Genomic DNA, 23299 nt, shown 5'->3' with positions numbered 1-23299 from the left:
CCTAGACGGGTTATCAACAGCTTAGACAGTGGCGCTAAGCATCACAGGCATGAGGAGCATCAGAATGTGTTCGCCCTGCTCCTGGCTGCTGGGCAGCACTACCGCAGCGCGGCTGGGGCTTTCCAGTTCTACCACCAGGTCGTCGGTCTCAACGTTGGAAATGAGATCTGTCATGAGCGACACGTTGAAGCCAATCTCCATGTTGGTGCCTTCGTAGAGGCAATGGAGGGTTTCCTTGGCGCGGTTGGAGAAATCGGGATCCTCGGCAGAAACTTCCAGCAGGTTGTTGTCCAGCTTGAAACGGCCCAGGTGCGTGGTCTTGTTGGAGTAGATATCGAGGCGGCGCATCGAGCCCAGCAGCTCCTTCTTGTTGAGTACCAGCTTGCTGCTGCTGCTCTTGGGGATTACGTTCTCGTAGTCGGGGAAACGGGCGTCAATCAGGCGGCAGACCAGCTGGGTGGTACCGAACGAGAAGAACGCGTTGCTCTGGTTGTACTCGATGGTGGTAGTCTCCATCAGGCCAGCGGCGGCAGACATAAGCAGCTTCAGGGCCTTCTGTGGCAGGATGAAGGCTACTTCGTTACTCACGGCAACGTCGAGGCGACGGTAGCGCACCAAGCGGTGGGCATCGGTAGCAACGAAGGTGGCACCACCCTGACGGAAGTCGAAGTACATGCCATTGAGAGCCGGCTTCAGTTCGTCGTTGCTGCTGGCGAAGAGGGTTTTGGAAATGGCCTTGGTGAGAGCTGCCAGGGGCATTTCGATGCTGCTGGTGTTATCTGGCGCAGGCAGCGACGGGAAGTCGGCACCGTTGGCACCTGTGAGCTCGTACTCACCGTTGTCGGTGGTGAGCTTTACGGCGAAAGTCTCATTGTCTACCTGAAAAGTGACCGGCTGTTCGGGCAGGGCCTTCAGGGTATCCATCAGCAGCTTGGCGGGCAGGGCAATGTCCATCTTACCGTTGCCAGTGGGCTCTACGGTAAGGGCAGTCTGCATGGCATTGTCGAGGTCGGTAGCCGACAGCGTGAGCGTCGGGCCCTGCAGCTTGAAGTGGATGTTCTGGATAATGGGGAGCACCGACTTGGAGGGCACCACCCCGTTGATGACTGAGAGGTGTTTCTGCAGTTCGGAGGACGATACGACGAAGCTCATCGGTACAATAGACTATCGATAGGAGAATGAATCAGTAGCAGGGTCCGCGATTTGCGGGAGGGTCAAAATTAGCAGGCAGGGGGGCGCGAGAAACGCAGTCGCCCACATGTGTGGATAATTCGGGAGGAAGAGCCTCAGCGGGCATTCCGGCGCCGACGGAGCCAGTACCGCCCCACTCCGAAGCCCACCACCAGCAGTACAGGACCCAACATGTTGAGCAACTGCCACTCCAGTGCTGCGCTGCGGGCCTTGACGGCATCGAGCACGCGGATGCGCACCTGGCGCCCCCGGATGGCAGTAAGTGCTTCGTCACCGGCCAGATACTCTACCGAGTTGAGCAACAGCGTCGTGTTATCCAGCGGCGGCATGGGGCTGCCCACGCGCGAGTGGTTGCCCAGCGGCAGGGCGCCATCCGACAGCACAATCATTGCGGAAGGTGCGGCGGCTTTCTCCAACTGGGGGAAGGTGCCTGAGTTCTCTGGCCTGCCGCGCCCGGCGAACAGCGGGCTGAAGGTGCCTTCGGTGAGCAGCCCCATCAGCAGACCATCGTTCCGCCCAGCGTCGATAAACGCCTGACGAGGAGGCAGCTTGGCCATGCTTTCTTCCAGCACCAGGTTGAAATCGATGGCGACAGTGCCTGCCTGTATGCGTGATAGCGGCGAACTCTTCAGCAGCACGGTGTGGCGCAGGCCTGAACGGGACAGCGTGTCGATGGTGCTGGCGTAACGGAAAAGCACTTCATCGACATTGCGCAGCAACGGATGCTTCTCCGTCACCAGCACACGGGGGAAGAACACATACTTCTGAGGCGATGTAACATCGCGGCCATTGATGGTCTGTATGGCATCGATGAAGCCGCAGTAGCGGTCCTGCACCAGGTCGGCGTTGACTTTGAAACCATACTTGAAGAAAAGGTCGTCGAGGTTGAGGCGGCGTGGTTGAGCAAGCGTACGCCCCTGCTGTTCCAGATCAATCTGGGAGTACTCCTCGTTATCGAGCACCCACAGTACTTTTCCGCCGCGCAGCACATACTGGTCTATGAGAAACTTGTCGGCTTCGGAGAGGGCCCGCTGGGGCTGCGCAATCATCAGCACATCCACGGCCGCAGCACCTGGAATCGGCTGTACATCCGGCGGCAGTACACGCGGAATGAGCGGAGTGCCCTTGGCGAAATCCACCGGCACAATCTGGAACGAACGGCTGGCTTCGGACAGGAAATAGCCGAGGTCCTCGGGCCCATGTTCGCCATGCCCCTGCAACAGACCAATGGTGGGCCTGCTGGACAGAATGAGCCGACGGAAAGTGGAAACGAACTTGTATTCCAACTGCTGCTCGGCCAGCATCAGCGCGCCGAGGTCTTTCTCGGCCGCCGTGCCTTTCATCAGGTCAATAACCTCAAGGTCAGATCCGTAAACCACCTCGGCTACAGGGAACATGACCAGTTGTTGGGTAGCCAGTTCGTTTTCGGAAACACGGACAGGCACAGGCTGAATGCCCATTTCGCGGAAGCGGCGCAGCGCACTGGTGTCTTCCAGCGGGTTGACAAAACGGACTTGCAGGTTACTGCCGGCCTGTGCGCGCATTTCTTCCAGCAGCGTGCGGATAGACTGCTGGAAACGCTTGATGGTGGGCGGAAACGAAGCGCCCTCTACATACACACGCACCACCAGCGGTGCCTTGATACTGTCGAGCGTGGCGAGGGTGGTTTCTGACAACGTGTAGCGGTCGTCTTCAGTGAGGTCTGCCCGGAAGAAAAACTGCCCGGCCAGCACATTGACAACCAGCGCGATGGCCAAAACGACCAGTGCCTGCAGCCAGAATGGGCGCGGACGTGCAGCAGCAGAAGTAACAGGAGTGCTCATCGTTTGCGGGCTTGCAGGGAAAGACGGCTGAGGGCCAGAAAGAAACCAATAACGGAGAGGAAGTACACGACGTCGCGGCTGTCGACCACCCCACGGGAGATGCTCTCATAGTGCGCCTGAAGGCCCAACCCCGAGACAAACTCATTTACCTCGGCCAGCGAGGTAAGGTTGGCCAGCATCTCCAGCCCCTGGAAAAGGAGGAAGGAAAAGAAGGCCGCGAGGATGAAGGAGACGATCTGGTTATCGGTGAGAGTGGAAGTGAAGATGCCGATGGCCGCAAAGGTGGCCCCAATGCCGATGAGGCCCAGGTACGAGCCCCAGATGGCACCGGAATCAAGGTTCCAGGCAGGGTTGCCAAGGTATTGCAGGGTGAAGTAATAGAGCAGCGTGGGCACCAGCGCAAACACCACCAGCCCCACCGCGGCGAAGTATTTGCCCAACACCATCTGCCAGTCGGTGACAGGCTGGGTGGAGAGCCACTCGAATGTGCCCGTACGGAACTCCTCGGCGAAGGCGCGCATGGTGATGGCCGGGATGAGCAGCAGGAAGAACCAGGGCGCGAAAACAAACAGTGCCGACATATCGGCCAGACCTGACTCGAGCACGTTGCCGGCAAACACCCAGAAGAACAGGCCGATGCCGACGAGGAACACCGTCAGCACCACGTAGGCAATGAGGGAGTTGAAGAAGCTGGCGACTTCTTTCCGGAAAATAACCCAGGTGGGATTCACAGCAAAGGCGCCGGGGTTGGGCGGCGCTGCGCAAAGATAGCGGCTGGGGCTACACTAGAGTGTAATAACAATACCCAGCTTGGCGGCAAGCTCTACACGGGTTTTGTCGAGGCGCTTTTTCCGCGAAATGATGCGGAAGAGGTCGGCCTCATCGGTGGCGGAGGCAAGCTCCTGCTGGTTCTGGCGTATGAGGTCGCGCATTTTCTTGTGCATGAAGTGCAGGACGGCACCTTCGGCAGCCTCCCACAGGTTGGCGTCCATGGGGGGCACCACGATTTCGCGGGCAAGCCAGTTTTCCGACAGCTCATAGGGAAAGCTCAGAAGCTCGGCCACCAGCTGTGCTTCGATCTCTGGAAGTTCGTGCAGCAGGTGAGCGGGCTTGATGACCTCCTGGGCTTCCCGCAGGGCTTCGAGGCGGCGGCGGAGCGTCTCGAAGGGCGGGTGTGCAAAGGGTACGTCGCCAATCTCGGTCATCAGGTAGTCGTACAGGTGTACGGGGCCAGCACCATCCGGCGGGGAGACGATGCCCTCAGGGTGGTTGAGCATCAGCCGCACCAGCTCGCGTTCCTGGTGATAGGTATCTACGATACCTGCAACCTCAGGCTCACGCACAGCGGCATTCCCATTACCTGAAACAGGGTCGCCGTGTAGGGGCGGCATGTCCTCGCCGATGATGACCACGCCCTGCATGTCTTCGTCGAAGGGCAGGGGCGGCAAATCGGGGTTGAAGGTCGGCTGGCCGTCGCTGGGTTGCTGCGCCGTGTTGGGGTTCCGCTCGCGGGGTGGCCGTTGCGCTTTGTACTGCTCTCGTGCGGCCTTGTTGACCGTGGAAATGAGTATCTGCTCATCTACAGCCAACTGGCTGGCGGCGTGACGGCAATACAGGCTTCGGGCCAGTTCGTCGGGAATGCGGGCGATGGTTTCGGCAACAGCACTCACCAGTGCAGTGTGCCGTGCGGGATCAGAGGGCAAGCCGGCGGCACCGCCATTGAACACCCGGATGCGGAAGGCCACGAAGTCCATGCCCTGCTCCTTGGCATAGGCCTGGAACTGCGAGGGCCCGAACTGCCGCACATAGCTGTCGGGGTCGTGGTTGTCGGGCAGCCACAGCACCTTGGGCGTGAGTCCTCCAGCCAGCAGGAGGTCAACGGCACGGCTGGCCGCGTTGACACCGGCAGTGTCGCCATCATAGACAATCAGTACATTCTTGGCATAGCGGCTGATGAGCTGTACCTGCTGCTCGGTAAGACTGGTGCCGCTGCTGGCCACGGCGTTGCGCACACCCGCCTGATGCAGGGATATGACATCGGTGTAGCCCTCTACCAGCAGACATTCGCCCGCCTCGCGGATGGCCTGTCGCCCGAAATAGAGGCCATACAGCAGGGCTGACTTGTTGTAGACAATGCTCTCGGGGCTGTTGACGTACTTGGCAGCTTTGGCATCGGAACGGAGGATGCGGCCAGCGAAGCCCACTACCCTACCCGTTACGTCGTGCAGCGGGAAGATGACGCGCCCGCGGAAACGGTCGTAACGGCGGGTCCGGTCTTCGTTCTCCAGCGTCAGGCCGGTTTCAAGCAGCGTTTCAATTGTAAACTGGTGCTTCATGGCCGCCTCGGTGAGGGCGGTCCAGGCTTCTGGGCTGTAGCCCAGCTGAAACTCTTCCAGCGTCTTGGGCGGAAAGCCACGTTCGCGGAAATACGACAGACCCGCCATCTGCCCCTCTTCGGTGTTCAGCTGGTCGGCAAACCATTGCGCTGCCCACTTGTTGAGGGCCAGCAGACTGGCGCGGCGGTCGGTCTGCTCGGCAGAGGGCCCATCCTCCATCTCCAGTTCTATGTTGTACTTCCGGGCCAGGTGTTGCAGGGCTTCCACATAGGTGTAGCCCTCCAGCTCCATGAGGAAGGAGATGACGTTGCCACCTTTACCAGAGGCGAAGTCCTTGTAGATCTGTTTGACCGGCGAGACGGAGAAACTGGGAGTTCGCTCGGCCTTGAAGGGCGAGAGGCCCCAGAAGTTCTGGCCGCGCTTCTTCAGCGGCACGTAGTCGCCCACTACCTCCACAATGTCGGCGGAGGCGTAGATTTTATCGACTATGTGGCGAGGTATACGCATGGAGCAACCAGACCTTAAAGGTACGCAGTTGCTTACTGACAGGCTACCCCGGCGTCCGACACTGGGATGTAGAAAGCGAATTCAGGCGTTAGACATTTGATGTACAGGCAATTGTGCACTTTGCCACTGATGAAGTGGGTTTCTTACACAGCAGCGATGATTCTGGCCGTAGCGGTTGCAGGCTGCGGCAGCAGCAAGCACAGCCAAAAAACGGCCGACGGGCGCCGCGTGACCACGCCCACACGCAGCAAGAAAGGCAAGAACCTGCCCCGTCCATCGCTCATTGAACGCTATGGCGGCCCCAGTTATGGGCAGCAGAAGCCCGGCGCCAAAGCCCCCACCTCCACCCCTTCTACCACCCGCCCCCCTGCAGGCGATCGTGCCTCTGCCCGCCCAGCACCCAAAGTAGAACAGGTGCTGAAAGCGGCCCGCAGCTACATGGGCACTCCTTACCGTTTTGGCGGCACCAGCCGCAGCGGCATCGACTGCTCTGGCCTGATGATGAAGAGCTTTGAGGAAGCAGGTGTTACCCTGCCCCGCACCAGTGGCGATCAAGCCCAGCGAGGCAAACTGGTAAAGAAAGCCGACCTGCGCCCCGGCGACCTCATTTTCTTTGCGACGGGCCGCCCCGGTCGCGTGAGTCACAGTGGCCTGGTCATAAGCCACGAGAAGGGCGTGGTGAAGTTCATTCACTCCAGTACCAGCAAAGGCGTACGCATAGATGATCTGGCGCAGGAGTATTGGGCCAAACGCTACCTGCACGCCCGTCGAATCATTGACTGAGGGCCCGGGTGCCTGCTTATTCCTCCAGACCGTTCTGTATGCCCAGATACGTGAGCAGAATGGCCAGTGCCATGCAGATAACTGCCCACTGTAGATACAGCGGATAGAGATCCACTACCTCACGAATGACGCGCTCGTTGACGGCGGTGCGTTCCATGGTGCTGATGCGGGCAAAGATGACCGAGAGGCTGCGCTCGTCGGTGGCTCGGTAAAAACCCCCACCCGTCACCTCGGCCATCTGTTTCAGGCTTTCCTCGTCCAGATCGGTCTTCACCAGCTTCCCCTTGCCGTCGATGTAAGACGGCTTGCCCACACCAATGGTGTAGATCTTGATTCCGTACTCAGCGGCCAAACGCGCTGCCGACACCGGGTCTACCCGGTCGTTATTGCTGACACCGTCGGTGAGTACAATGAGCACCCGGCTCTTGCCCGATACCGCTTTCAGACGATTGATGCCAATGGCCACTGCGTCGCCCATGGCTGTACCCTGTCGCGGAATTACCGTAGGGTTCATCTGGCGGATGAGCGTTTTGAGGAGGTCATAGTCCAGGGTGAGGGGCGAGTAGGAGAAAGCATCCTCTGCGAAGAGCACCAGCCCGATGCGGTCGTCCTTGCGGCCGTTGATGAACTGAATGGCGGTTTCCTTGGCCACTTCCAGCCGCGAAGGGTCGAAGTCGGGCGTCTGCATAGACTCTGACACATCCAGCGCCAGCAGAATATCGATTCCGGAAGACTGCTTCAGCGAAACATCATTGGCTTTCTGGGGCCGCGCCAGTGCAATGATCATGAGCACCGCAGCCGTGACGAAAAGCGTCAGCGGCAGAAAGCGGATCCAGGCCCAGGTAAAGCGGCGCTTGACGAGGCGGTTTGGATCATAACTGAGCTGAATGCGCAGGCGGCGGTGTTTGTAGATACCGAAGTACCACACCAGAAACAGCGGGATGGCCCAGAGGAAAAGCAGCCAGAACGGCGCGGCAAAGTCAGTGATCATCGCAGGGCGTCCATTCGGCGTTGATAGTCATTTTCCAGCAGCTGTACGAGCGGGTCATAGAGGCGGTCCAGCTCTTCCTGTGCTACAGCTGCACGGGCATAGTTGAGCTGCTCTTCCACCTTGCACCAGGCTTCCAGCAGCTGAATGTGCTCGGGTGCCAGGAAGGGATGGGCATTGAGCTGCTCGCGTAATTCTTTCGGGGTAAGGCTGCGAAGATGCAGGTTCCGGCGTTCGTCGAGCCAGTCTTTCCACAGCACATTCAGTGCGTTAACGAACAACAGTGCATCGGTCTTCTGGGCTTGCAGGCTGGCAAGTGCCAGTTGAAGTTTCTCGTACCTCTTTGTCAGCTGACGGCGGCGGAACCACAGCAACACTGGCTTCCGAAGGAAAACGTAGCCCAATACCCCCAGAAAACCCAGAAAAGAAAGAAATGCCAGCAGCAGCTGAAAGTTGAACGGCCGCTCGATGTGGATGAGGTCCAGATCGGGCTTGGGTTGCAGGGCCTCGGAATAAGGATCGATGCGGAGGTTGAGGCGGATGGAGTCGGACGGCGTAACACGGCGCAGTGTGTCTGTGCCGTCGAACCAGGCATACTCAAGCGCGGTGCCCTGCGTGCGGTTGAGGTGGAAGGTGCGGAGCGTGACCCAAAGCGAGTCTACCTGCTCATTGCCAACAGTTCGGGTTTCACCCATGCGTTCTACGGCCACCAGCTCGAAGGGGTCAAACACCTTGGCCGAATCCAGCGGAACCAGTTTGGCGCCCAGCGGATAGCGCAGCACGACGGTGGCATGGAAATGCTTGCCGACGGCAGTGGTGTCGGAGTCGAACTCCAAGCGCCCTGCCTGTGGCACCTGCTGCGCCAACAGTGGGTTTGCCCCCAGCAGAAAAGAAAGCAGCAACAGCTTAACCCGCACGGCGCCCTCCTGCAGAACGGCTGAAGAAATAGCGCTCCAAAGCCTCCAGATGGTCTTCGGTAGTGTTGATGGGCAGGTAGCCGATGCCATACTTCCGGTTGAGGAAGAGCATGCGCCCTTCGATTCGGTCAAAAGCATTGGACAGCTGCTGGCGAAACTGTGGGTTGCTGCTGAACACCCACGACACCCCACCTGTCTCTGCGTCCTGCACGGGCACGATACCCAGATTGGCAGTGATGCGCTCTTCGGGGTGGAAGAGCCGGATGAGTGTCACCTCGTGCTTGCGCGAAAGCAGCACCAGTTGCTTCTCGTAGTTATCGTCTATGAAGTCGGACAGGACAAACAGCACCGAGCGGCGCTTCTGCGTGCGGCGAAAAAACTCCAGCGCGGCGCGCAGGTTGGTGCCTCTCTGGCGGTGCGCACCCGGTTGGGTCAGGCGCAGAATACGCGAGATTAGACTGAGCACCTGTCTGCGCCCTTTGGCAGGACGGCAGTACAGCTCTACCCTGTCGGAGAAAGCCACAAGGCCAAACTTGTCATTGTTGGTCTGGGCGGAGAACGCAAGGACGGCTGCCAGCTCGGTGGCTATCTGCATTTTCCGCTCGTGGGCAGGGCCAAACTCCTGCGACCCCGATACGTCGAGCAGCAGGAACACGTTGAGCTCGCGCTCTTCGCGGAACACCTTCACGAACAGTTGGCCTGCAGGGTTCTTGGCCGACACATTCCAATCGATGGAGCGTACGTCGTCGCCATACTGGTAGGCCCGCACCTCCTCAAACTCCAGCCCACTGCCGCGAAATGCCGAGCGATAGGCACCGGCAAAGGTGCTGACAACCTTGCGGCGTACCTTGATTTCGATTTCGCGCACACGCGCCAGTATTTCCTTCATTCGGTAGTTCCGGGGGGGGTCGGCGGCAGAGGTACAAAGTTAGTGCCAGCAGCTTACCGTCCCAATGGGCGGCAGGTTGTGTATTTTGCATGCCCAATCGCCCTGCTCTGGTGTCCTTTTCCCGCTACGTTGCTGCCCGCCTGCTGTTCGACAATCCCCGCCAGGTAACGCGCCTGGGCGTTTTGCTTGCGCTTATCAGCATTGCACTGGCCGTAGCTGTAATGGAAGTGGCGCTGGGGGTTGTAGGCGGCTTCGACCAGGCGGTGCAGCGCAAACTCATCGGATTTGTCGGAGACATACAGATTACATCCTATCTGCCCGAGGCCGACGATTCGCTGCGCCCACAGCCCCGCAATCCCAAATATCTCGCCAGCCTGCAACGAAAGGTTCCTAATCTGGTGGCAGCAAGCCCCTATCTACAGCAGGCCTCGATTCTGCAAACTAAGGAAGGACTGGAAGGCATCGTGCTGAAGGGTGTAGACAGCCTGTGGAATGCTGCTCCGTTTGCCGCAGCGCTACTCGAAGGGCGCATTCCCCGCTTCGGCACCACAGAAGCCGCTGAAGAAGTATTGATTTCGCGCAAGCTGGCGCAGTTGCTGAAACTGAAGGTAGGCGACCGAGCATCCATTTTCTTCCTCAAGAATCGGGTCAGGGCACGCAGAGTCACTGTAACAGGCATTTATGAAACGGGTTTCGCTGAGTTCGACGCCGTGATGGTGTACTGCGACCTCTCGCTGCCGCAGCGCATTCTGGGTTGGGAGGCCGACCAGGTACAGGGCATCGAACTGCATCTCAGCGCCGATGCACAACTGGACTCTCTCCCATTGCTGACCGAGCGGATAGACAAAACCGTGCTCCGCACTCAACGTGCCACCTCGGTGCTGGACCGCCATGCCGACCTATTCAACTGGCTGGGACTGCAATACCAAAATGTGCAGTTCATTCTGGTACTGATGACAGGCGTAGCAGTGGTCAATCTGGCGTGCGCCATCCTGATTCTAATTACGGAGCGCGCTCGTACCATTGGGCTGTTGCGGGCACTGGGGGCACGAGTGGCGCAGGTGCAGCAGGTATTTCTGTGGCAGTCGCTGGCCCTGGCAGCCATCGGCGTACTGGCAGGCAATGCATTGGGCTTAGGCCTTCTGGCATTGCAGGACCTTACCGGACTGGTGCAACTGAACCCCGAGTCGTATTTTGTACGCGAGGTGCCTGTGAGCTGGCCCTGGATGAAGTTTCTTCAGGTAAATGCAGCGGTGGTTATCATCTGCACAGCCCTGATGATTCTGCCTACATGGGCCGTATCGCGCATACGCCCCACCCGCGTGATGAAAGTATAGCCACTCAGTAACTGGGCTGCATTGTTACTTCCAGCGGCTGAGCCGTCAGCTGAAAGCGGGCGTCATGAAACTTGGGAGGTCCCAGAGTGCCCTTCGCATTGTTCGACGCACCATACCCCTCCTTGGGAATTCCCATGAAGTTGGTATCCAGCTTTCCATTGCTGTTCTCGTCATGGAAGAATACCACAGCATAGTTACCAGGTGGCAGCCCTTCCACAACAGCGGAGGCGGAGTTGTTCTGAATGGCCAGTTTGAGCGCCTTTACAGGGGGCGCATCGTTGGGGAAGCCGTCGGCTTTGTTACAGAGTTTGACCAGCACCTGCCCCTGCGAAGAGCGCAGGCCCGTAATGGTAATGGTCAGCTTGCCTTGTGCTAGCACGGACAAGGCAGGAACAGTGAACAGCAATAAAGCAAGGAGAAACCGCATATAAGCACAAACGCCCCAATGGGGCGTTTGCGTTTCGTCTGTCTGTGTTGTTTGCGGTAAGTAGTAGACTTTTGCAAGTCAGCAGCACCAGCACTCAGTTGGCTACGAGGCTGGCAATAAGCAGGAACGAGAAGAGAACCACATAGGCCACCAGGAGTGTGGTCAGATGGGAACGATTCCCGTGCAGGTAACTGTGCTTGTTCAAATGCTTTTCCATGGCTGGGCTCCTTTCCTGTCGGTTTGTGTTCTCGGTTTTACAAAGGTGGTGCTGATACTGAGGCAATTCAATACAGTAATGCCTGTATTTTGCAATGCAGGGAAGGCGTACCGGGTTCTCCGTATGTTCACTCTGTATACCTGCGGTAATTGCGCTGTTAAAAACCGTACCGCACATTCAATACCACGCCACTGCCGCATCCAGCACTTGTTTATCTACGCTTTTTCTCTGATTCATTCCTACCCTGAGTATCAGATGTAATTACCATCCGGTTCTATGTTGGCACAGCAGTGCCAAGCGTTATCTTGAGGTAGTAATGGGAATGATGAGTAAAATTCTGGCAATCTGCTTCTTCCTTTTTGGGGGGACGGCATATCAACTTCAGGCGCAGGAAGAAAACGGGTCGGCGGAAGCGGGCCTGGCCAACGCCTATTTCATAGACCGCGAATGGGAGCAGGCCCTTGCAATGTATGAGCAGCTGCACCGGCAGGAGCCCCGGACTGATCTTTACATCGAGCGGATGGTAGAATGCTACGTGCAACTGAAGCGCAGCAATGAAGCAACGGTTTTTCTGCAGAAAGTGCAGAAACAAAACCCCGATCGGCCTCAGTATGCGGCGTTGCAGATTGTACTACTTGACCAGGACCCCACCCGCAAAACTGAGGCAGACAATGCTTTCGTGGGTCTGCTGAAAAGCCGCCTTTTGGAGCCTGGCGACTTTGAACTCGCAGGTGCCGGATTTGTCCGTGCCAAAGCCTATGCCCGGGCAGAAACACTGTATCAAGAAGGCCGACGCAAACTGAATATGCCCGAAGCTTACTGTGAGGAGCTGGCAAACGTTTACGCAGCATTGGGCCAATATGACAAAGCCACTGCCGAATGGCTGACCGTCCTGGAAGGAAACCGACAGAGTTTTTCGGCCATTCAGCGTTCTATCTCGCTGCTTACGAGCCCCAGTAGTGCAGCTGCCATTGAAAAGCAACTACTACAAAGCGCACAGAAGGCCCCAAACAACCTGTACCTGCGCGAACTGTTACTTGCTTTCTACCTACAGACCGAGAACTATGGCGAAGCGCTGCTGCAAGCAAAAGCCCTGGACCGACAGCGCCGCGAGGGCGGTACACGGCTTTACAAGCTGGCCCTGATGCTGCAACGGGCCGGGCAATATGAGCTGTCGAACGAGGCGCTGGACCATATTGCCACTCGCATCCCCGACAGCCCATATGCATTGGAAGCATTGGCCCAGCAGGCGCGCAACTTTGAGCTTAAGGCATTTGCTGCACGCCCACTTGACACCACCGCAGTGCGGCAGGCGGTGGCCAATTACGACAAGCTGTTTGACACCTATGGCCGGAACGAGACCTTGCAGGAGGCTATGCTGAACAAAGCCCGGCTCTGTATCTTCTATCTGGGCCAGCTGCCCAACGCCGAACGCGAACTGCGCGAGGTGGTGCAATTGCGGGCCAACGAAACCGACCGTGCTGAAGCCCTGTTGCTGCTGGGCGATATTCATCTGTTGCGTGGCGAGTACAACGAAGCTGCCGAGCTGTATGCCCGTGTAGAGAATGAAATGCTGGAAGGCCAGACAGGTGCCAAAGCAAAATTCCGCAGCGCCCGTCTCAGCTACTTCAAAGGCGACTTCGAACTGGCAAAGGCGCGTTTGAAGACTCTCAAAGACAACACAAGCGACGACATTTCGAACGACGCCATCAAGTTGTTTCTGGTGATACAGGATAATTTGGGACTGGACAGCGCCACCACTGCTCTGCAACTGCTGGCACAGGCACAACTGATGATCTACCAACGGAGCTACAAACCTTCGCTGCCTGTACTTGACAGTCTTGTGGCACTCTTTCCGCGCCACCCCATCACAGATGAAGCAATGTGGGAAAAGGCCAATGTGCTGCTGGCACTGGGCCGTACTGTCGAGTGTGTTCAGCAGCTGGATGCCATTCTGACCCAATTTCCAGACGATGTGCTGGCCGACGACGCGCTGTTTCTGAAAGCTGAACTATATCAGTATACCCTTCAGCAGCCCGAGCAGGCACAGCAGTATTATCTGGACCTCCTCACCCGCTACCCTGCAAGCCTTTATAAAGTAGAGGCCCGGAAGCGCATTCGTAAACTGCGAGGCGAACCAGACAGCTGAGAAAAAGCAAGAGCCCCGTGAAAACGGGGCTCTTGCTTTTTCAGGACTGAGCAAATCAGTTACCGCTCAGGCGCTTCTTAGCTTCCAGCATCTCGTTCATCTTCGCCTCGTTATTGAGGTAGGTATAGATGTTTACGAGTGTAGAAACAGCGTCGTAGTTTTTACTGTCGAGGGCATAAACCTTTGCGAAGAAAGGCTCTGACTTTTTCAAGAGTTCCATGGCCTGACGGCGCATTTCGTCTGCCTTCTTGGGGTCCTTCTTCTCAATGTTGGCGGCCTCGTCGTTGAGGTTGGCGGCGTTGTTGTAATAAATAACACCGGTATTCATGTAGGCTTCCCACCGGTTGGGGTTGAGAGAGATTACCTGGGCGTAGATTTCGAGTGCCTTGTCCTTATCGGTCTTCTCGAGGAGATTGGCATAAATCAGCGCGACAATCTCATTGGTGGGATTCGCATCAAAAGCGGCTTTGATTTTGGGCAGCGCCTTGTCGGCCATGGCCGGCTGAGTGTAGAGACGCACCTCGGTTTCGATCAGCTCCTGACTTTCTGGAAACATCTGGCGTGACTCAGTGAGGAGTTTTTCGGCGCGTTCAAAGTCGCGAGTGCTGAAGATGGCAAGTTCAGCGAGTGTACGATACATCTGGATAGCAGACTCGCGAAACTCGGGCTTCTGAATGGCTTTGTAAACATTTACGCCCTTTTCCAGGAAACGGACGCATGCGGCAGTATCAGGTACCATCAGCGCGCTGTAGGCAGCCAGATTTGAAGCATTGAAGAGGTTTTCGTTCGACTTCTGCTCTTCGAAGATGGTGATGGCCCCAGTGATGGCCTCAACGGCGAGTGGGCCATTCTTGTTGGAGTAGGCACTGTAAGCAAGCTGGTACAGGCTGACAGCGATTTGGCTGTAAATGGTAGCGATGTCAGCAGACACAGCCCCTTCCGTATCGGCCTTGCGAGCACTCAGGATTGCCTTGTAGGCCTTCAGGGCATAATCTGGGTGGGCAGCCAGCACCGGATCGCGGAAGTTCTTGAGTGGCTGATAGCTTTCATCACCATTCATGTAGGTCTTGGCAAGTTCCAGCCAGGCCTTGGCTACTTCCTTGGGCTTCATGCCTTCGGTGTTCTTCAGGCCTTCTTCCAGCAACTGAATGGCCTCGGTGTACTTGGTGGGGACTTTTGCGGCAGCAATGCCAGCGTTGATTTTCTGCTTTTGGGCCTGAAGGCTCCCAGCAGCCAACACCACTACCAGCAGGGTCAGAAGGAGTGAACGCATCGTATGGACGAACAGGGTTTGAAAGTTTGGCAAATGTACAAAGTCTGGCGCCGCAGGCACCTGAACACTACGGACCAAAACGCATGCCAGAAGCAAAATGAGGTCGGCTAGTCGAAAAAAGACGCCGATATTTGAAAAATAAGCGGTAAGCGGTGCATCTTTTTCTGCCGCACGTAGGTCTTTTTACTTAAACAAGACTCCCATTCTTTCCTCCATGTCAACCATCTTATCCGTCCGGGAAGTGGTGAAACGGTACGATACCAAACTTGCCGTCGACCACATCAGTCTGGACATACCGGAAGGCTCCGTTTTGGGGCTGTTAGGGCCTAATGGCGCTGGCAAAACCTCGCTCATCCGCATGATTACCCACATCACCATGCCTGATGAGGGATCCATCCTGTTCCGCAACGAAGAGTTGTCGGAACGACACCAGCATCTGATTGGGTATATGCCAGAAGAACGCGGGCTCTACCCTAAAATGAAAGTGTTTGAGCAGTTGGAGTTTCTACTGCGCCTGAAGGGCCAATCGAGCAATGATGCCCGAACTGCTGCCCGCGACTGGCTGCAAAAGTTTGATCTCTGGCATACCCGAAACCAGAAAGTAAATGAGCTGTCGAAAGGCATGCAGCAGAAAGTGCAGTTCATTGCTACGGTAGCCCACAAGCCGCCCGTACTGATTCTGGACGAGCCGATGTCGGGCCTTGACCCCATCAATGCCCAACTGCTGGAAGAAACCATCCAGCAATTGGCAGCCGAGGGCAGCACTGTCATCTTTTCTACTCACCGTATGGAGCAGGTCGAGAAGTTCTGCAGCCGCATTGCGCTGGTGAACAATGGCAAGCTCATTCTGGACGACGATGTGAAAGCAGTGCGCATGAAGTATCGCAAGCCGCACTACATTCTGGAAACCGAAAGCGACCTGTCTGCTGGCAATCTGCCTGCGGGTGCCCGTCTGCTGGAAAAGAATGGCCACCGGATGAAGGTAGACCTGGGCAGCGAGCTTTCGCCCAAGGCTTTCCTCAGCTGGGCCAATGATCAGTACGACATCGTACGCTTCGAACTGGACCTGCCTGATCTGCGCCAGATTTTCATCGAGGCCGTGGCTGCGTCCAACGCACAACAGCCCGCCACACGGTAACCCATTCCTCCCATCTGACACCTTCCACTCCTATTATGGATAAACTCTGGTTAATTGCCCAACGCGAATTTCTGTTTCGCGTTCGGCAAAAATCTTTCCTGCTGACCACCTTTCTGGTGCCAATGTTTTTTGTCGGCATCATGGCAGTTGGCACACTTTCAGGCCTTATGAGCGATGGGGAGAGCTACACCGTGCAGGTGCTGGACCCCAGTGGCAAAATGACTGCTCGCCTCAAAAGCGACGAGAACCTCAGCTACACCCCCGTTACCGGCGAGGTGGAAGCCCTGAAGCAGGCTGTACTGAAACAGCCAAAGACACTGCTGATGGTGCTGCCAGCCGATCTGAACCAAGCCGACGTAGAGGCGGAAGTGTTCGGAGCCTCCAGCCCCAATCTCACGGTGAAGTCCAAGATACGGCGGGCGCTGAGTGATGCCATCCGTACCTCGCGGCTGTCGGATGCTGGTCTGTCGCAGGAAGCAATCGACAAACTGAGCGTCGACATCACGCTCACGACGCGCAAAATCACTGCCGATGGCAAAGCCGAAAACAAAAGTGCTGAGCTGGCATATATCACAGGCCTTGTAATGGCTTTCCTCACCTATTTCATGATGCTGATGTACGGCAACCTGGTGATGCAGGCTGTTATGGAAGAAAAAACCAACCGCATTATGGAGGTGGTAATCAGCAGCGTGAAGCCCGTTTACCTCATGCTTGGCAAACTCATTGGCATTGGCATGGTGGGCCTCACACAGATTCTGCTTTGGCTTGTGCTGATGACTGGTATTGGCACCGGCCTGGGCGCCTTTATGGCCAGCAGGGCTGAAAAACTGGCTGCGATGGGCGGCGACCAAGCCGCCAAGGCTGCTGACGCTGCACGCTACGCCGAGATGATCGGCAGCTTCGACTTCAGTCTTGTAGCCTACTTCATCATATTCTTCCTGGGGGGCTTCCTCATATATGGTTCGCTGTATGCAGCCATAGGGTCGGCGGTAGATCAGCCGCAGGATGCCCAGCAGCTTGCTACGGTTGCCATCGTGCCTATTATCGTGGCCATGATGCTGGCCAACGTTGTAATCAGCAACCCGAACAGTCAGCTGGCCATCTGGACGTCCATGTTCCCGCTCTTCTCGCCAACACTCATGATGGTGCGATTGGCAGGTGGCGAAGTACCACTTTATCAGGTTCTCCTTTCTATTGTGTTACTTGCTGGTGGCGTTGTAGGTATGGCTTGGCTGGCTGGCCGCATCTATCGCGTCGGCGTATTGATGTATGGCAAGAAAGTATCCATCAAGGAGTTCTTCCGCTGGGCATTTGTCAAGGTGTAAGCCCTTTGGCGTAGCACTGGGGCTCTTGCTGAGCCTGATGGTAACGGGTGTGTGGGCGCAGAAACCAGCGACCGGCACACCCGTTCGCCGTTTGATAGCGGGGAAAGAATTCTATGTGCGAACCATCGACCGCCTGCGCCCCAGCCCGGTACAGAGCCAGGCCATGCTGGCGTTCGACTACGCGCAGGCTGTCATATTGAATCCGACGTCGTGGGACAGCACCCGCAAAGACCGTGTGCCGTATGAAGTAGACCTGGTATTCAGCGCCTACCCTGCCGATACCAACAAGTGGCTGACCCCCTATCGGGGCCTCATGGCAGCCCGCATACAGGCGCTTAGAAAACTGGACCGGCGTTTCGACAACCCGGACATCCGATGGAACATGATCGCACAGACAGGCTGCACCAGTGATGAAGAGGCGCGGCTCATGTTCCATGGATTCGTGGTGAAATACCGCATTGACATTACCAGAGGGGGCAGCCTGGAAGGTCTCATAGAGTTTCACTTACAGGAAGCCCAGCGTATCATCCGAGGAATACAGCCCCCGCCTGACTCAATCGGCCACCGCGTCTTCCGACGGAAACCCGAGTGGAAGAATCTGCTGGTGGTAATGGACTGGACCGCCAGCATGTATCCCTATGGAGCCGAAATCATCGCGTGGCACCAGAAGCATCTCGAAAAAAGAATCATCCGGCATTTGGTGCTGTTCAACGATGGCGACGATATGCTGCGGAGCAAAAACGGCCGCGGCACCGACCCCAAGTATGTAGGGCGCACTGGTGGATTTTATGACTGCGACCCCGATGATCTGGAAGATGTGATGCTGAATCTGGAACTGGCTATGAAAGCTGGTGACGGAGGCGACACACCTGAGAACAACCTTGAGGCCTTGCTGTATGCCGTAAATAAATACCGCGACTACGATGGCATTGTGCTGATTGCCGATAACAAGTCGCCAGTGCGGGATATGGCGTTGTTGCCACGCCTGAAAAAACCGGTTCACATCCTGCTCTGCGGATTACGCAACAGCCCAGTCAATCCTGACCTGCTGCGTATTGCCTGGGAGACCGGTGGCAGTCTGCATAGTGTAGAAGAGGATCTGGAATTCAGCGCACCCCGACAGCCACTTGCGGGCGATTCTTTGTCGTTGAATGGCAGGACAATCCGCCTGAAACAGGGCCGATTCACCAACGATTAATCCACACCATCACAGCATGACCAAATCGTAGCGTGAATTACAGCCATATCGCATACGTATCACCGAAGTAATACAGAACCAGGAAACAGGCACAACATGCGAGAGAATGCAGTTTTTAGACGTGTATCACTTGAGTGATACAACAAATCAACCCGCTCATTCACACCCTACTTATACACAAGAGAGGAAACCCATTGATTATCGTTGAAAACCATTGCGGTGAGTTCAGAATTTTTGACGCAAATTCATCATACCCAAACCTCTACCGTCATGGCAAAAGCAACTTCATCCAAGCCAGCAGCCAAAGCAGGTACGTCTGCCAAGGCCGCTACCAAACCTGCTGCCAAAGCAGCAGCAAAACCCGCTGCCAAGCCGGCCGCCAAAGCTGCTGCGAAACCAGCAACGAAGGCTGCCCCCAAGGCAGCGGCAAAGCCTGCCGCTAAAGCAGCTGCCAAACCTGCCGCTAAAGCGGCCGCAAAGCCCGCTGCGAAGCCTGCAACCAAGGCTGCCGCGAAGCCCGCTGCTAAAGCGGCTGCCAAACCTGCTGCCAAAGCAGCCGCAAAGCCAGCTGCGAAAACCACCGCTAAGCCTGCTGCGAAAACCAGTGCTAAGCCTGCCGCAAAAGCTGCCGCTAAGCCCGCTGCAAAAACTGCAGCCAAGCCCGCCGCGAAGGCTGCCCCAAAAGCAGCTGCAAAAACAGCCGCTAAGCCCGCTGCAAAACCTGCCGCAAAAGCTGCACCCAAGGCTGCTGCAAAGACTACCGCCAAGCCAGCTGCCAAGAAAATGGGCAGTGCTGCTATGGTAAGTAAACCTGCAGCTGGTTCGGCGAGTGCTCCTGCTGCCAAAGCTGGCAAGTAGGAACTGCCAACTACAGATTATGGCCCGCTGCATTCCCCTGCATCGGGCCTTTTTCTTGGGCAAATTGGGTAACTTGTGCGCCTGATTCTCAGAGCCGGTTTCTGGCCTGATTCGTTATGTCTGTACCTGTTATGCACAAGGGATACAAGGCTGTCATTGGCCTGGAAATACACGCACAGCTCGCGTCCAAGAGCAAAATCTATTGCCCTGACCCCGTAGAGTTCGGTGGACGTGCCAATACCCGCATATCGCCCATTTCGCTGGGGCACCCGGGTACGTTGCCTACGTTCAACGCCGCCTGCCTGGACCTCGCCATCAAGATGGGGCTGGCCACCGGCTGTCAGATTGCCGATACCTGCTACTTCGCACGCAAGAACTATTTCTACCCTGACCTGCCCAAAGGCTACCAAATTTCGCAGGACAAAACCCCTATCTGTGTAGAAGGTCATATTGAGCTTCGCCTGAAAGACGGGGCCAAGCATCTGGTACGCATCCAGCGTATACACATGGAGGAAGACGCCGGCAAAAGCCTCCACGACCAGGATCTGTACGACACCCTCATTGACCTGAACCGTGCTTCAGTGGGGCTCATCGAGATTGTGTCACACCCGGATATGTCCACTGCCGAGCAGGCCATGGCCTATCTGACCGAGATTCGGAAGATTGTCCGCTACCTCGACATCTGCGACGGCAACATGGAAGAGGGCTCGCTGCGATGCGATGCCAACGTATCGGTGATGAAGATTGATGCCACCGAGTTTGGTACCCGCGCCGAGGTGAAAAACATGAACTCGATCTCGAACGTAGGCCGCGCCATTAATTTTGAGATCGAACGCCAGATCAACCTCATTGAAAGCGGCGGAACCGTAGCCCGCGAGACACGCACCTGGGATGCCACGCAGGGTATTACGCTGCCCATGCGCGACAAAGAGAACGCCGACGATTACCGCTACTTCCCCGAACCCGACCTGCAACCGCTGCGCGTAACACAGGACCACATAGCGCGTCTGCGCGAGAGCATGCCTCCGCTGCCCGAAACGCTTTTCGTGCAGTTTACCCAGGAGCATGGCCTGCCTGAGCACGATGCCACCCTGCTGACCGAGCAGCGCGAGTTTGCCCATTACTACCTGGATGCAACCCGCCTGCATGCCAACCACAAAGGCGTCTCCAACTGGATGAATGGCGCAGTGAAGAGCTACCTGAACGAGAACGCAGTTGACATCACCGAATTCCCGGTGGCACCAGGCACACTGGCACGGCTGGTGCAGCTGATTGATGATGGCAAGATCAGCCACACGGCAGCTCGCGATGGCCTGTTCCCGGTGCTGCTTCAACAGTCGGCTGCTGCCGCTGGCACTGTACTGGACGTAGAGGCACTGGCCCGCCAGGAAAACCTGCTGCTTGAGCGCAACGATGATGCCCTGAAGCAGCAGATAGCCGAGGTCCTGGACGCTCACCCCGACCAAGTGGCCCAATACCTGGGCGGCAAGGAAGGTCTGCTGGGCTTTCTGGTGGGGAAGGTGATGCGCGCCTCAGGCGGCAAAATGGACCCCAAAGTTGTAAACCAGTTTACCCGCGAGGCCCTGGAAGCCCGCAAAAGCTGACCTGCATACGCTTCTGTTTCTCCGTACGTTACACTAACATGAACCTCAAAGCCAAGGCCCTGAATGGCCTGCTCGTGGTAGCTGCTGCTGCTACACTCGCTGCCTGCGGCACCGCCACCGCCGAAACCAATCCAGGCAAACGGACTGTCACGCTGGTAGGCGAACTCTCAAACGCACGGCCCAACCTGCAACAGGACAGCGTCAGGCTCTATGACATTGTTGGTCAGGATGCCAGCGTCATTGCCGCTGCACCGGTGAAGGTCGAAGGCACTGTACTGAAGTTCAATATGACGGTAGACGTCCCAGGCCCCGGCATATACACGCTGGTGATTGGCAATGACAGCGAGAACAACCTGAACGTTGCCCTTGGCCACTCAGACAAAGTGGAAGTAAAAAGCGACCTCGCCAACCTGCAGCAGCAGGCCAGTTTTCCGCAGGATGAGATGAACACAAACCTGCGGAGCTTTGCCCGCGAGTTCTCAGCCATACAATCGGAAATGGGCCGCCTTTCTCAGATTCGCCAGCTGTCTGGGGGCGATCCTATGGCACTGGCAAAAGCCGAACGCCAGATTGATTCTCTGACTGACGTCCAGAACAACCTGGCAAAGACCTATCAGGCGAAACCAGGTATCGTTGGCAAAATGGCTGGGGTTTACACCTTCATCCCCTTCAACAAACTACCCGCTGGTCATGGCTACGCCAACCAGCAGGATTACATTCTCCGCGGCTTCTTTACCGACGTCGAACTGAACGATCCAATGATGGGCTATGTGCCTGCTTTCTACGAGAAAGCGGCCGTATACGTGCAGGTAGCACTGCAGGGGTTGCCCTCTGACTCAGCTGTGAAGGTACTTGAGCGCCTGGCCAACCGTACCCCCGCTGGCAGCCGAACAGAACGCGCTGTGCTGGCCGCTGTACTGGATGTGTCACAGGCAGTTCAGGAAGAGCAACTCTTCCTTTCATTCGCTGACCGCTATGTGCAGCGTTTCCCTGGCACACAGGCAGCTCAGGAATACGCAGAAGCTGTGAAGGCCAGCAAGAATACCGCCGTCGGTGGTATGGCCCCGGAAATAGAACTGCCGGCCCCGGATGGCAAAACCATCAAGCTGTCGTCACTGCGTGGCAAGTATGTCCTCATCGACTTCTGGGCAAGCTGGTGTGGCCCTTGCCGTGCCGAAAATCCAAATGTGGTGCGGGTTTACAACCAGTACAAAGCCAAAGGCTTCGAAATTTATGGCGTGAGCCTTGACCGCGACCGTGCTTCCTGGCTGGAGGCCATCAAGAAAGACGGCCTCACCTGGGTACACGTCAGCGACCTCCAATACTGGCAGAGCGCTGGTGCGGCCGCCTATCGTGTGAAGGCCATTCCATATACTGTCCTTGTGAGTCCTGAGGGCAAAATCATTGCCAAGAACCTCCGTGGCGAAGCGCTGGAAGCCAAGCTGGCGCAGTTGCTTGCAGGCAAATAAACCAAGCCAAACCGCTGATGGATTAACCGCCGAAGGAAATGCACCTTCGGCGGTTTTGTTTCGTTAGTATATTACAGTATAACAAACAATACATGAAGCGGCTGCTCTTCCCTGTTCTGCTGTCTCTGCTTCTTCCGGCTGCTGCTTCGGCGCAGGTTACGGGTGAAGATGTAGACCGTATTCTGGCTGATGCCACCAATCCTACCAGCGAGTACTACTACTCTCGGCTACGCATCCGCCTTGAAAAGGATGACCCCTACCTGCTGCCCAGCGAGCTTATGCGTGTGTATCTGGGCTTTGCCAGCCAGCCTTCCTATCAGCCTACCGAGGAACCCGAGCGCATTGCCATACAGGCCTACAATGCCCGGCAGTATGCAAAAGCCGTAGAACTGGGACGGGCAGTACTTTCGCGTAACCCAGTAAACCTCACCGCCATGCTGATTGTGTCGCTCAGCTATCAGGAACTCCAGAACAAACTGGAGGCCGATCGCTATGGTGACCGCTATGTGAAACTGATGAAAGCCATCTTTGGCACCGGTACTGGCCGCTCTAAAGACTTTGCTATTCATGCCATTTCCACCGCTGATGTCACCCGCATTGTGACCGAGATGCAACTGGAGGTAATGGGCCGCAAGCAGGTAACGGAAGATGATACTACTTACGAGATTGTGCAGGTGCGACCACGCGGCGCTACATCTCCTACCACTTTTGAGCTTTTCTTCAACGTAACGCTTGTGACAGCCTCGCCACTGGCTGAGATGCTGGATAAAATGGCCGACGAGGACGACTCTCAAGCCACTACCTCCAAGCCAAAGCAGGAGGAAAAGCAGACGCCTCGAAGCAAGCGTACCCGCAAACCCGACTGACACG

General features: G+C 56.7%; 19 protein-coding genes. 9 read left to right on the top strand and 10 right to left on the bottom strand.

What is annotated here, in order from left to right; genetic code table 11:
* Positions 1-21 precede the first annotated feature (21 nt).
* The 4 genes from dnaN to dnaG all read right to left on the bottom strand — a co-directional run bounded on the left by dnaN (position 22) and on the right by dnaG (position 5857).
* Positions 22-1152 (bottom strand): DNA polymerase III subunit beta, encoded by a 1131-nt coding sequence (gene dnaN / locus AC2D8O_RS05930; RefSeq protein ID WP_484677876.1) that lies wholly within the window; start codon positions 1150-1152, stop codon positions 22-24.
* A gap of 134 nt (positions 1153-1286) precedes the next feature.
* Positions 1287-3014 (bottom strand): gliding motility-associated ABC transporter substrate-binding protein GldG, encoded by a 1728-nt coding sequence (gene gldG / locus AC2D8O_RS05925; RefSeq protein WP_484677875.1) that lies wholly within the window; start codon positions 3012-3014, stop codon positions 1287-1289.
* Positions 3011-3745, bottom strand: coding sequence for a gliding motility-associated ABC transporter permease subunit GldF (gldF, locus tag AC2D8O_RS05920; RefSeq protein ID WP_484677874.1), 735 nt, complete (start codon positions 3743-3745; stop codon positions 3011-3013). Before gldF ends, gldG begins: the two co-directional genes overlap by 4 nt.
* Before the next feature lie 54 nt (positions 3746-3799).
* Complete coding sequence (gene dnaG, locus AC2D8O_RS05915; RefSeq protein WP_484677873.1) at positions 3800-5857, bottom strand: DNA primase; 2058 nt, start codon at positions 5855-5857, stop codon at positions 3800-3802.
* A 129-nt stretch (positions 5858-5986) separates the two neighbouring features.
* Between dnaG and AC2D8O_RS05910 the strand changes: the two genes are divergently transcribed.
* On the top strand, positions 5987-6640 hold the full coding sequence (locus AC2D8O_RS05910) for a C40 family peptidase (RefSeq protein ID WP_484677872.1): 654 nt from the start codon (positions 5987-5989) through the stop codon (positions 6638-6640).
* A gap of 16 nt (positions 6641-6656) precedes the next feature.
* Here AC2D8O_RS05910 and AC2D8O_RS05905 read toward each other — a convergent pair whose 3' ends face one another.
* From AC2D8O_RS05905 to AC2D8O_RS05895, 3 genes are read right to left on the bottom strand one after another with little or no spacing between them, the layout of a single operon-like run.
* A complete protein-coding gene (locus AC2D8O_RS05905) occupies positions 6657-7631 on the bottom strand; it encodes a vWA domain-containing protein (protein WP_484677871.1) in 975 nt (324 codons plus the stop codon).
* Positions 7628-8545 (bottom strand): hypothetical protein, encoded by a 918-nt coding sequence (locus tag AC2D8O_RS05900; RefSeq protein ID WP_484677870.1) that lies wholly within the window; start codon positions 8543-8545, stop codon positions 7628-7630. The genes AC2D8O_RS05905 and AC2D8O_RS05900 overlap by 4 nt, the downstream gene beginning before the upstream one ends.
* Positions 8535-9434 (bottom strand): DUF58 domain-containing protein, encoded by a 900-nt coding sequence (locus tag AC2D8O_RS05895; RefSeq protein ID WP_484677869.1) that lies wholly within the window; start codon positions 9432-9434, stop codon positions 8535-8537. The genes AC2D8O_RS05900 and AC2D8O_RS05895 overlap by 11 nt, the downstream gene beginning before the upstream one ends.
* 89 nt (positions 9435-9523) lie before the next feature.
* Here AC2D8O_RS05895 and AC2D8O_RS05890 point away from each other — a divergent pair, with 89 nt between their 5' ends.
* The gene (locus tag AC2D8O_RS05890; RefSeq protein WP_484677868.1) at positions 9524-10771 is read left to right on the top strand and encodes an ABC transporter permease; all 1248 of its coding nucleotides are present in this window, start codon (positions 9524-9526) and stop codon (positions 10769-10771) included.
* A gap of 4 nt (positions 10772-10775) precedes the next feature.
* Here the strand turns inward: AC2D8O_RS05890 and AC2D8O_RS05885 are convergent, their stop codons facing one another.
* The gene (locus AC2D8O_RS05885; RefSeq protein WP_484677867.1) at positions 10776-11150 is read right to left on the bottom strand and encodes a DUF2141 domain-containing protein; all 375 of its coding nucleotides are present in this window, start codon (positions 11148-11150) and stop codon (positions 10776-10778) included.
* 587 nt (positions 11151-11737) lie between these two features.
* On the opposite strand from AC2D8O_RS05885, the gene AC2D8O_RS05880 reads away from it, so the two are divergent.
* Positions 11738-13564 (top strand): tetratricopeptide repeat protein, encoded by a 1827-nt coding sequence (locus tag AC2D8O_RS05880; protein ID WP_484677866.1) that lies wholly within the window; start codon positions 11738-11740, stop codon positions 13562-13564.
* A gap of 55 nt (positions 13565-13619) precedes the next feature.
* On the opposite strand, the gene AC2D8O_RS05875 is transcribed toward AC2D8O_RS05880, so the two are convergent.
* Complete coding sequence (locus tag AC2D8O_RS05875; RefSeq protein WP_484677865.1) at positions 13620-14837, bottom strand: tetratricopeptide repeat protein; 1218 nt, start codon at positions 14835-14837, stop codon at positions 13620-13622.
* A 214-nt stretch (positions 14838-15051) separates the two neighbouring features.
* Between AC2D8O_RS05875 and AC2D8O_RS05870 the strand changes: the two genes are divergently transcribed.
* From AC2D8O_RS05870 to AC2D8O_RS05860, 3 genes are read left to right on the top strand one after another with little or no spacing between them, the layout of a single operon-like run.
* The gene (locus AC2D8O_RS05870) at positions 15052-15975 is read left to right on the top strand and encodes an ABC transporter ATP-binding protein (RefSeq protein ID WP_484677864.1); all 924 of its coding nucleotides are present in this window, start codon (positions 15052-15054) and stop codon (positions 15973-15975) included.
* Between the two features lie 35 nt (positions 15976-16010).
* Positions 16011-17300: an ABC transporter permease gene (locus tag AC2D8O_RS05865; RefSeq protein ID WP_484677863.1), complete on the top strand. Its 1290-nt coding sequence runs from the start codon at positions 16011-16013 to the stop codon at positions 17298-17300.
* The gene (locus AC2D8O_RS05860) at positions 17287-18498 is read left to right on the top strand and encodes a hypothetical protein (protein ID WP_484677862.1); all 1212 of its coding nucleotides are present in this window, start codon (positions 17287-17289) and stop codon (positions 18496-18498) included. Before AC2D8O_RS05865 ends, AC2D8O_RS05860 begins: the two co-directional genes overlap by 14 nt.
* A gap of 248 nt (positions 18499-18746) precedes the next feature.
* Here AC2D8O_RS05860 and AC2D8O_RS05855 read toward each other — a convergent pair whose 3' ends face one another.
* Entirely contained in the window at positions 18747-19157 is a 411-nt protein-coding gene (locus tag AC2D8O_RS05855) for a hypothetical protein (RefSeq protein WP_484677861.1), read from the bottom strand.
* A gap of 315 nt (positions 19158-19472) precedes the next feature.
* Here AC2D8O_RS05855 and gatB point away from each other — a divergent pair, with 315 nt between their 5' ends.
* From gatB to AC2D8O_RS05840, 3 genes are all read left to right on the top strand, one after another.
* Complete coding sequence (gene gatB, locus AC2D8O_RS05850; RefSeq protein ID WP_484677860.1) at positions 19473-20960, top strand: Asp-tRNA(Asn)/Glu-tRNA(Gln) amidotransferase subunit GatB; 1488 nt, start codon at positions 19473-19475, stop codon at positions 20958-20960.
* Positions 20961-20998: 38 nt separating this feature from the next.
* The gene (locus AC2D8O_RS05845) at positions 20999-22429 is read left to right on the top strand and encodes a TlpA family protein disulfide reductase (RefSeq protein ID WP_484677859.1); all 1431 of its coding nucleotides are present in this window, start codon (positions 20999-21001) and stop codon (positions 22427-22429) included.
* A 92-nt stretch (positions 22430-22521) separates the two neighbouring features.
* Complete coding sequence (locus AC2D8O_RS05840; RefSeq protein ID WP_484677858.1) at positions 22522-23295, top strand: DUF4919 domain-containing protein; 774 nt, start codon at positions 22522-22524, stop codon at positions 23293-23295.
* Positions 23296-23299: the final 4 nt, after the last annotated feature.

The sequence above is a fragment of the Pontibacter sp. T17 genome (assembly GCF_057219875.1).
Note: the sequence above shows the minus strand (reverse complement) of the source record. Positions and strands in the feature narration are given on the sequence as shown.

Bases quoted from the DNA above. Each gene is read 5' to 3' on its own strand.
- AC2D8O_RS05840 (WP_484677858.1), top strand. From the start codon at position 22,522: ATGAAGCGGCTGCTCTTCCCTGTTCTGCTGTCTCTGCTTCTTCCGGCT.
- AC2D8O_RS05890 (WP_484677868.1), top strand. From the start codon at position 9,524: ATGCCCAATCGCCCTGCTCTGGTGTCCTTTTCCCGCTACGTTGCTGCC.
- AC2D8O_RS05865 (WP_484677863.1), top strand. From the start codon at position 16,011: ATGGATAAACTCTGGTTAATTGCCCAACGCGAATTTCTGTTTCGCGTT.
- gatB (WP_484677860.1), top strand. From the start codon at position 19,473: ATGTCTGTACCTGTTATGCACAAGGGATACAAGGCTGTCATTGGCCTG.
- AC2D8O_RS05910 (WP_484677872.1), top strand. From the start codon at position 5,987: ATGAAGTGGGTTTCTTACACAGCAGCGATGATTCTGGCCGTAGCGGTT.
- AC2D8O_RS05905 (WP_484677871.1), bottom strand. From the start codon at position 7,631: ATGATCACTGACTTTGCCGCGCCGTTCTGGCTGCTTTTCCTCTGGGCC.
- gldG (WP_484677875.1), bottom strand. From the start codon at position 3,014: ATGAGCACTCCTGTTACTTCTGCTGCTGCACGTCCGCGCCCATTCTGG.
- dnaG (WP_484677873.1), bottom strand. From the start codon at position 5,857: ATGCGTATACCTCGCCACATAGTCGATAAAATCTACGCCTCCGCCGAC.
- AC2D8O_RS05845 (WP_484677859.1), top strand. From the start codon at position 20,999: ATGAACCTCAAAGCCAAGGCCCTGAATGGCCTGCTCGTGGTAGCTGCT.
- AC2D8O_RS05875 (WP_484677865.1), bottom strand. From the start codon at position 14,837: ATGCGTTCACTCCTTCTGACCCTGCTGGTAGTGGTGTTGGCTGCTGGG.
- AC2D8O_RS05880 (WP_484677866.1), top strand. From the start codon at position 11,738: ATGATGAGTAAAATTCTGGCAATCTGCTTCTTCCTTTTTGGGGGGACG.
- AC2D8O_RS05895 (WP_484677869.1), bottom strand. From the start codon at position 9,434: ATGAAGGAAATACTGGCGCGTGTGCGCGAAATCGAAATCAAGGTACGC.
- AC2D8O_RS05870 (WP_484677864.1), top strand. From the start codon at position 15,052: ATGTCAACCATCTTATCCGTCCGGGAAGTGGTGAAACGGTACGATACC.
- dnaN (WP_484677876.1), bottom strand. From the start codon at position 1,152: ATGAGCTTCGTCGTATCGTCCTCCGAACTGCAGAAACACCTCTCAGTC.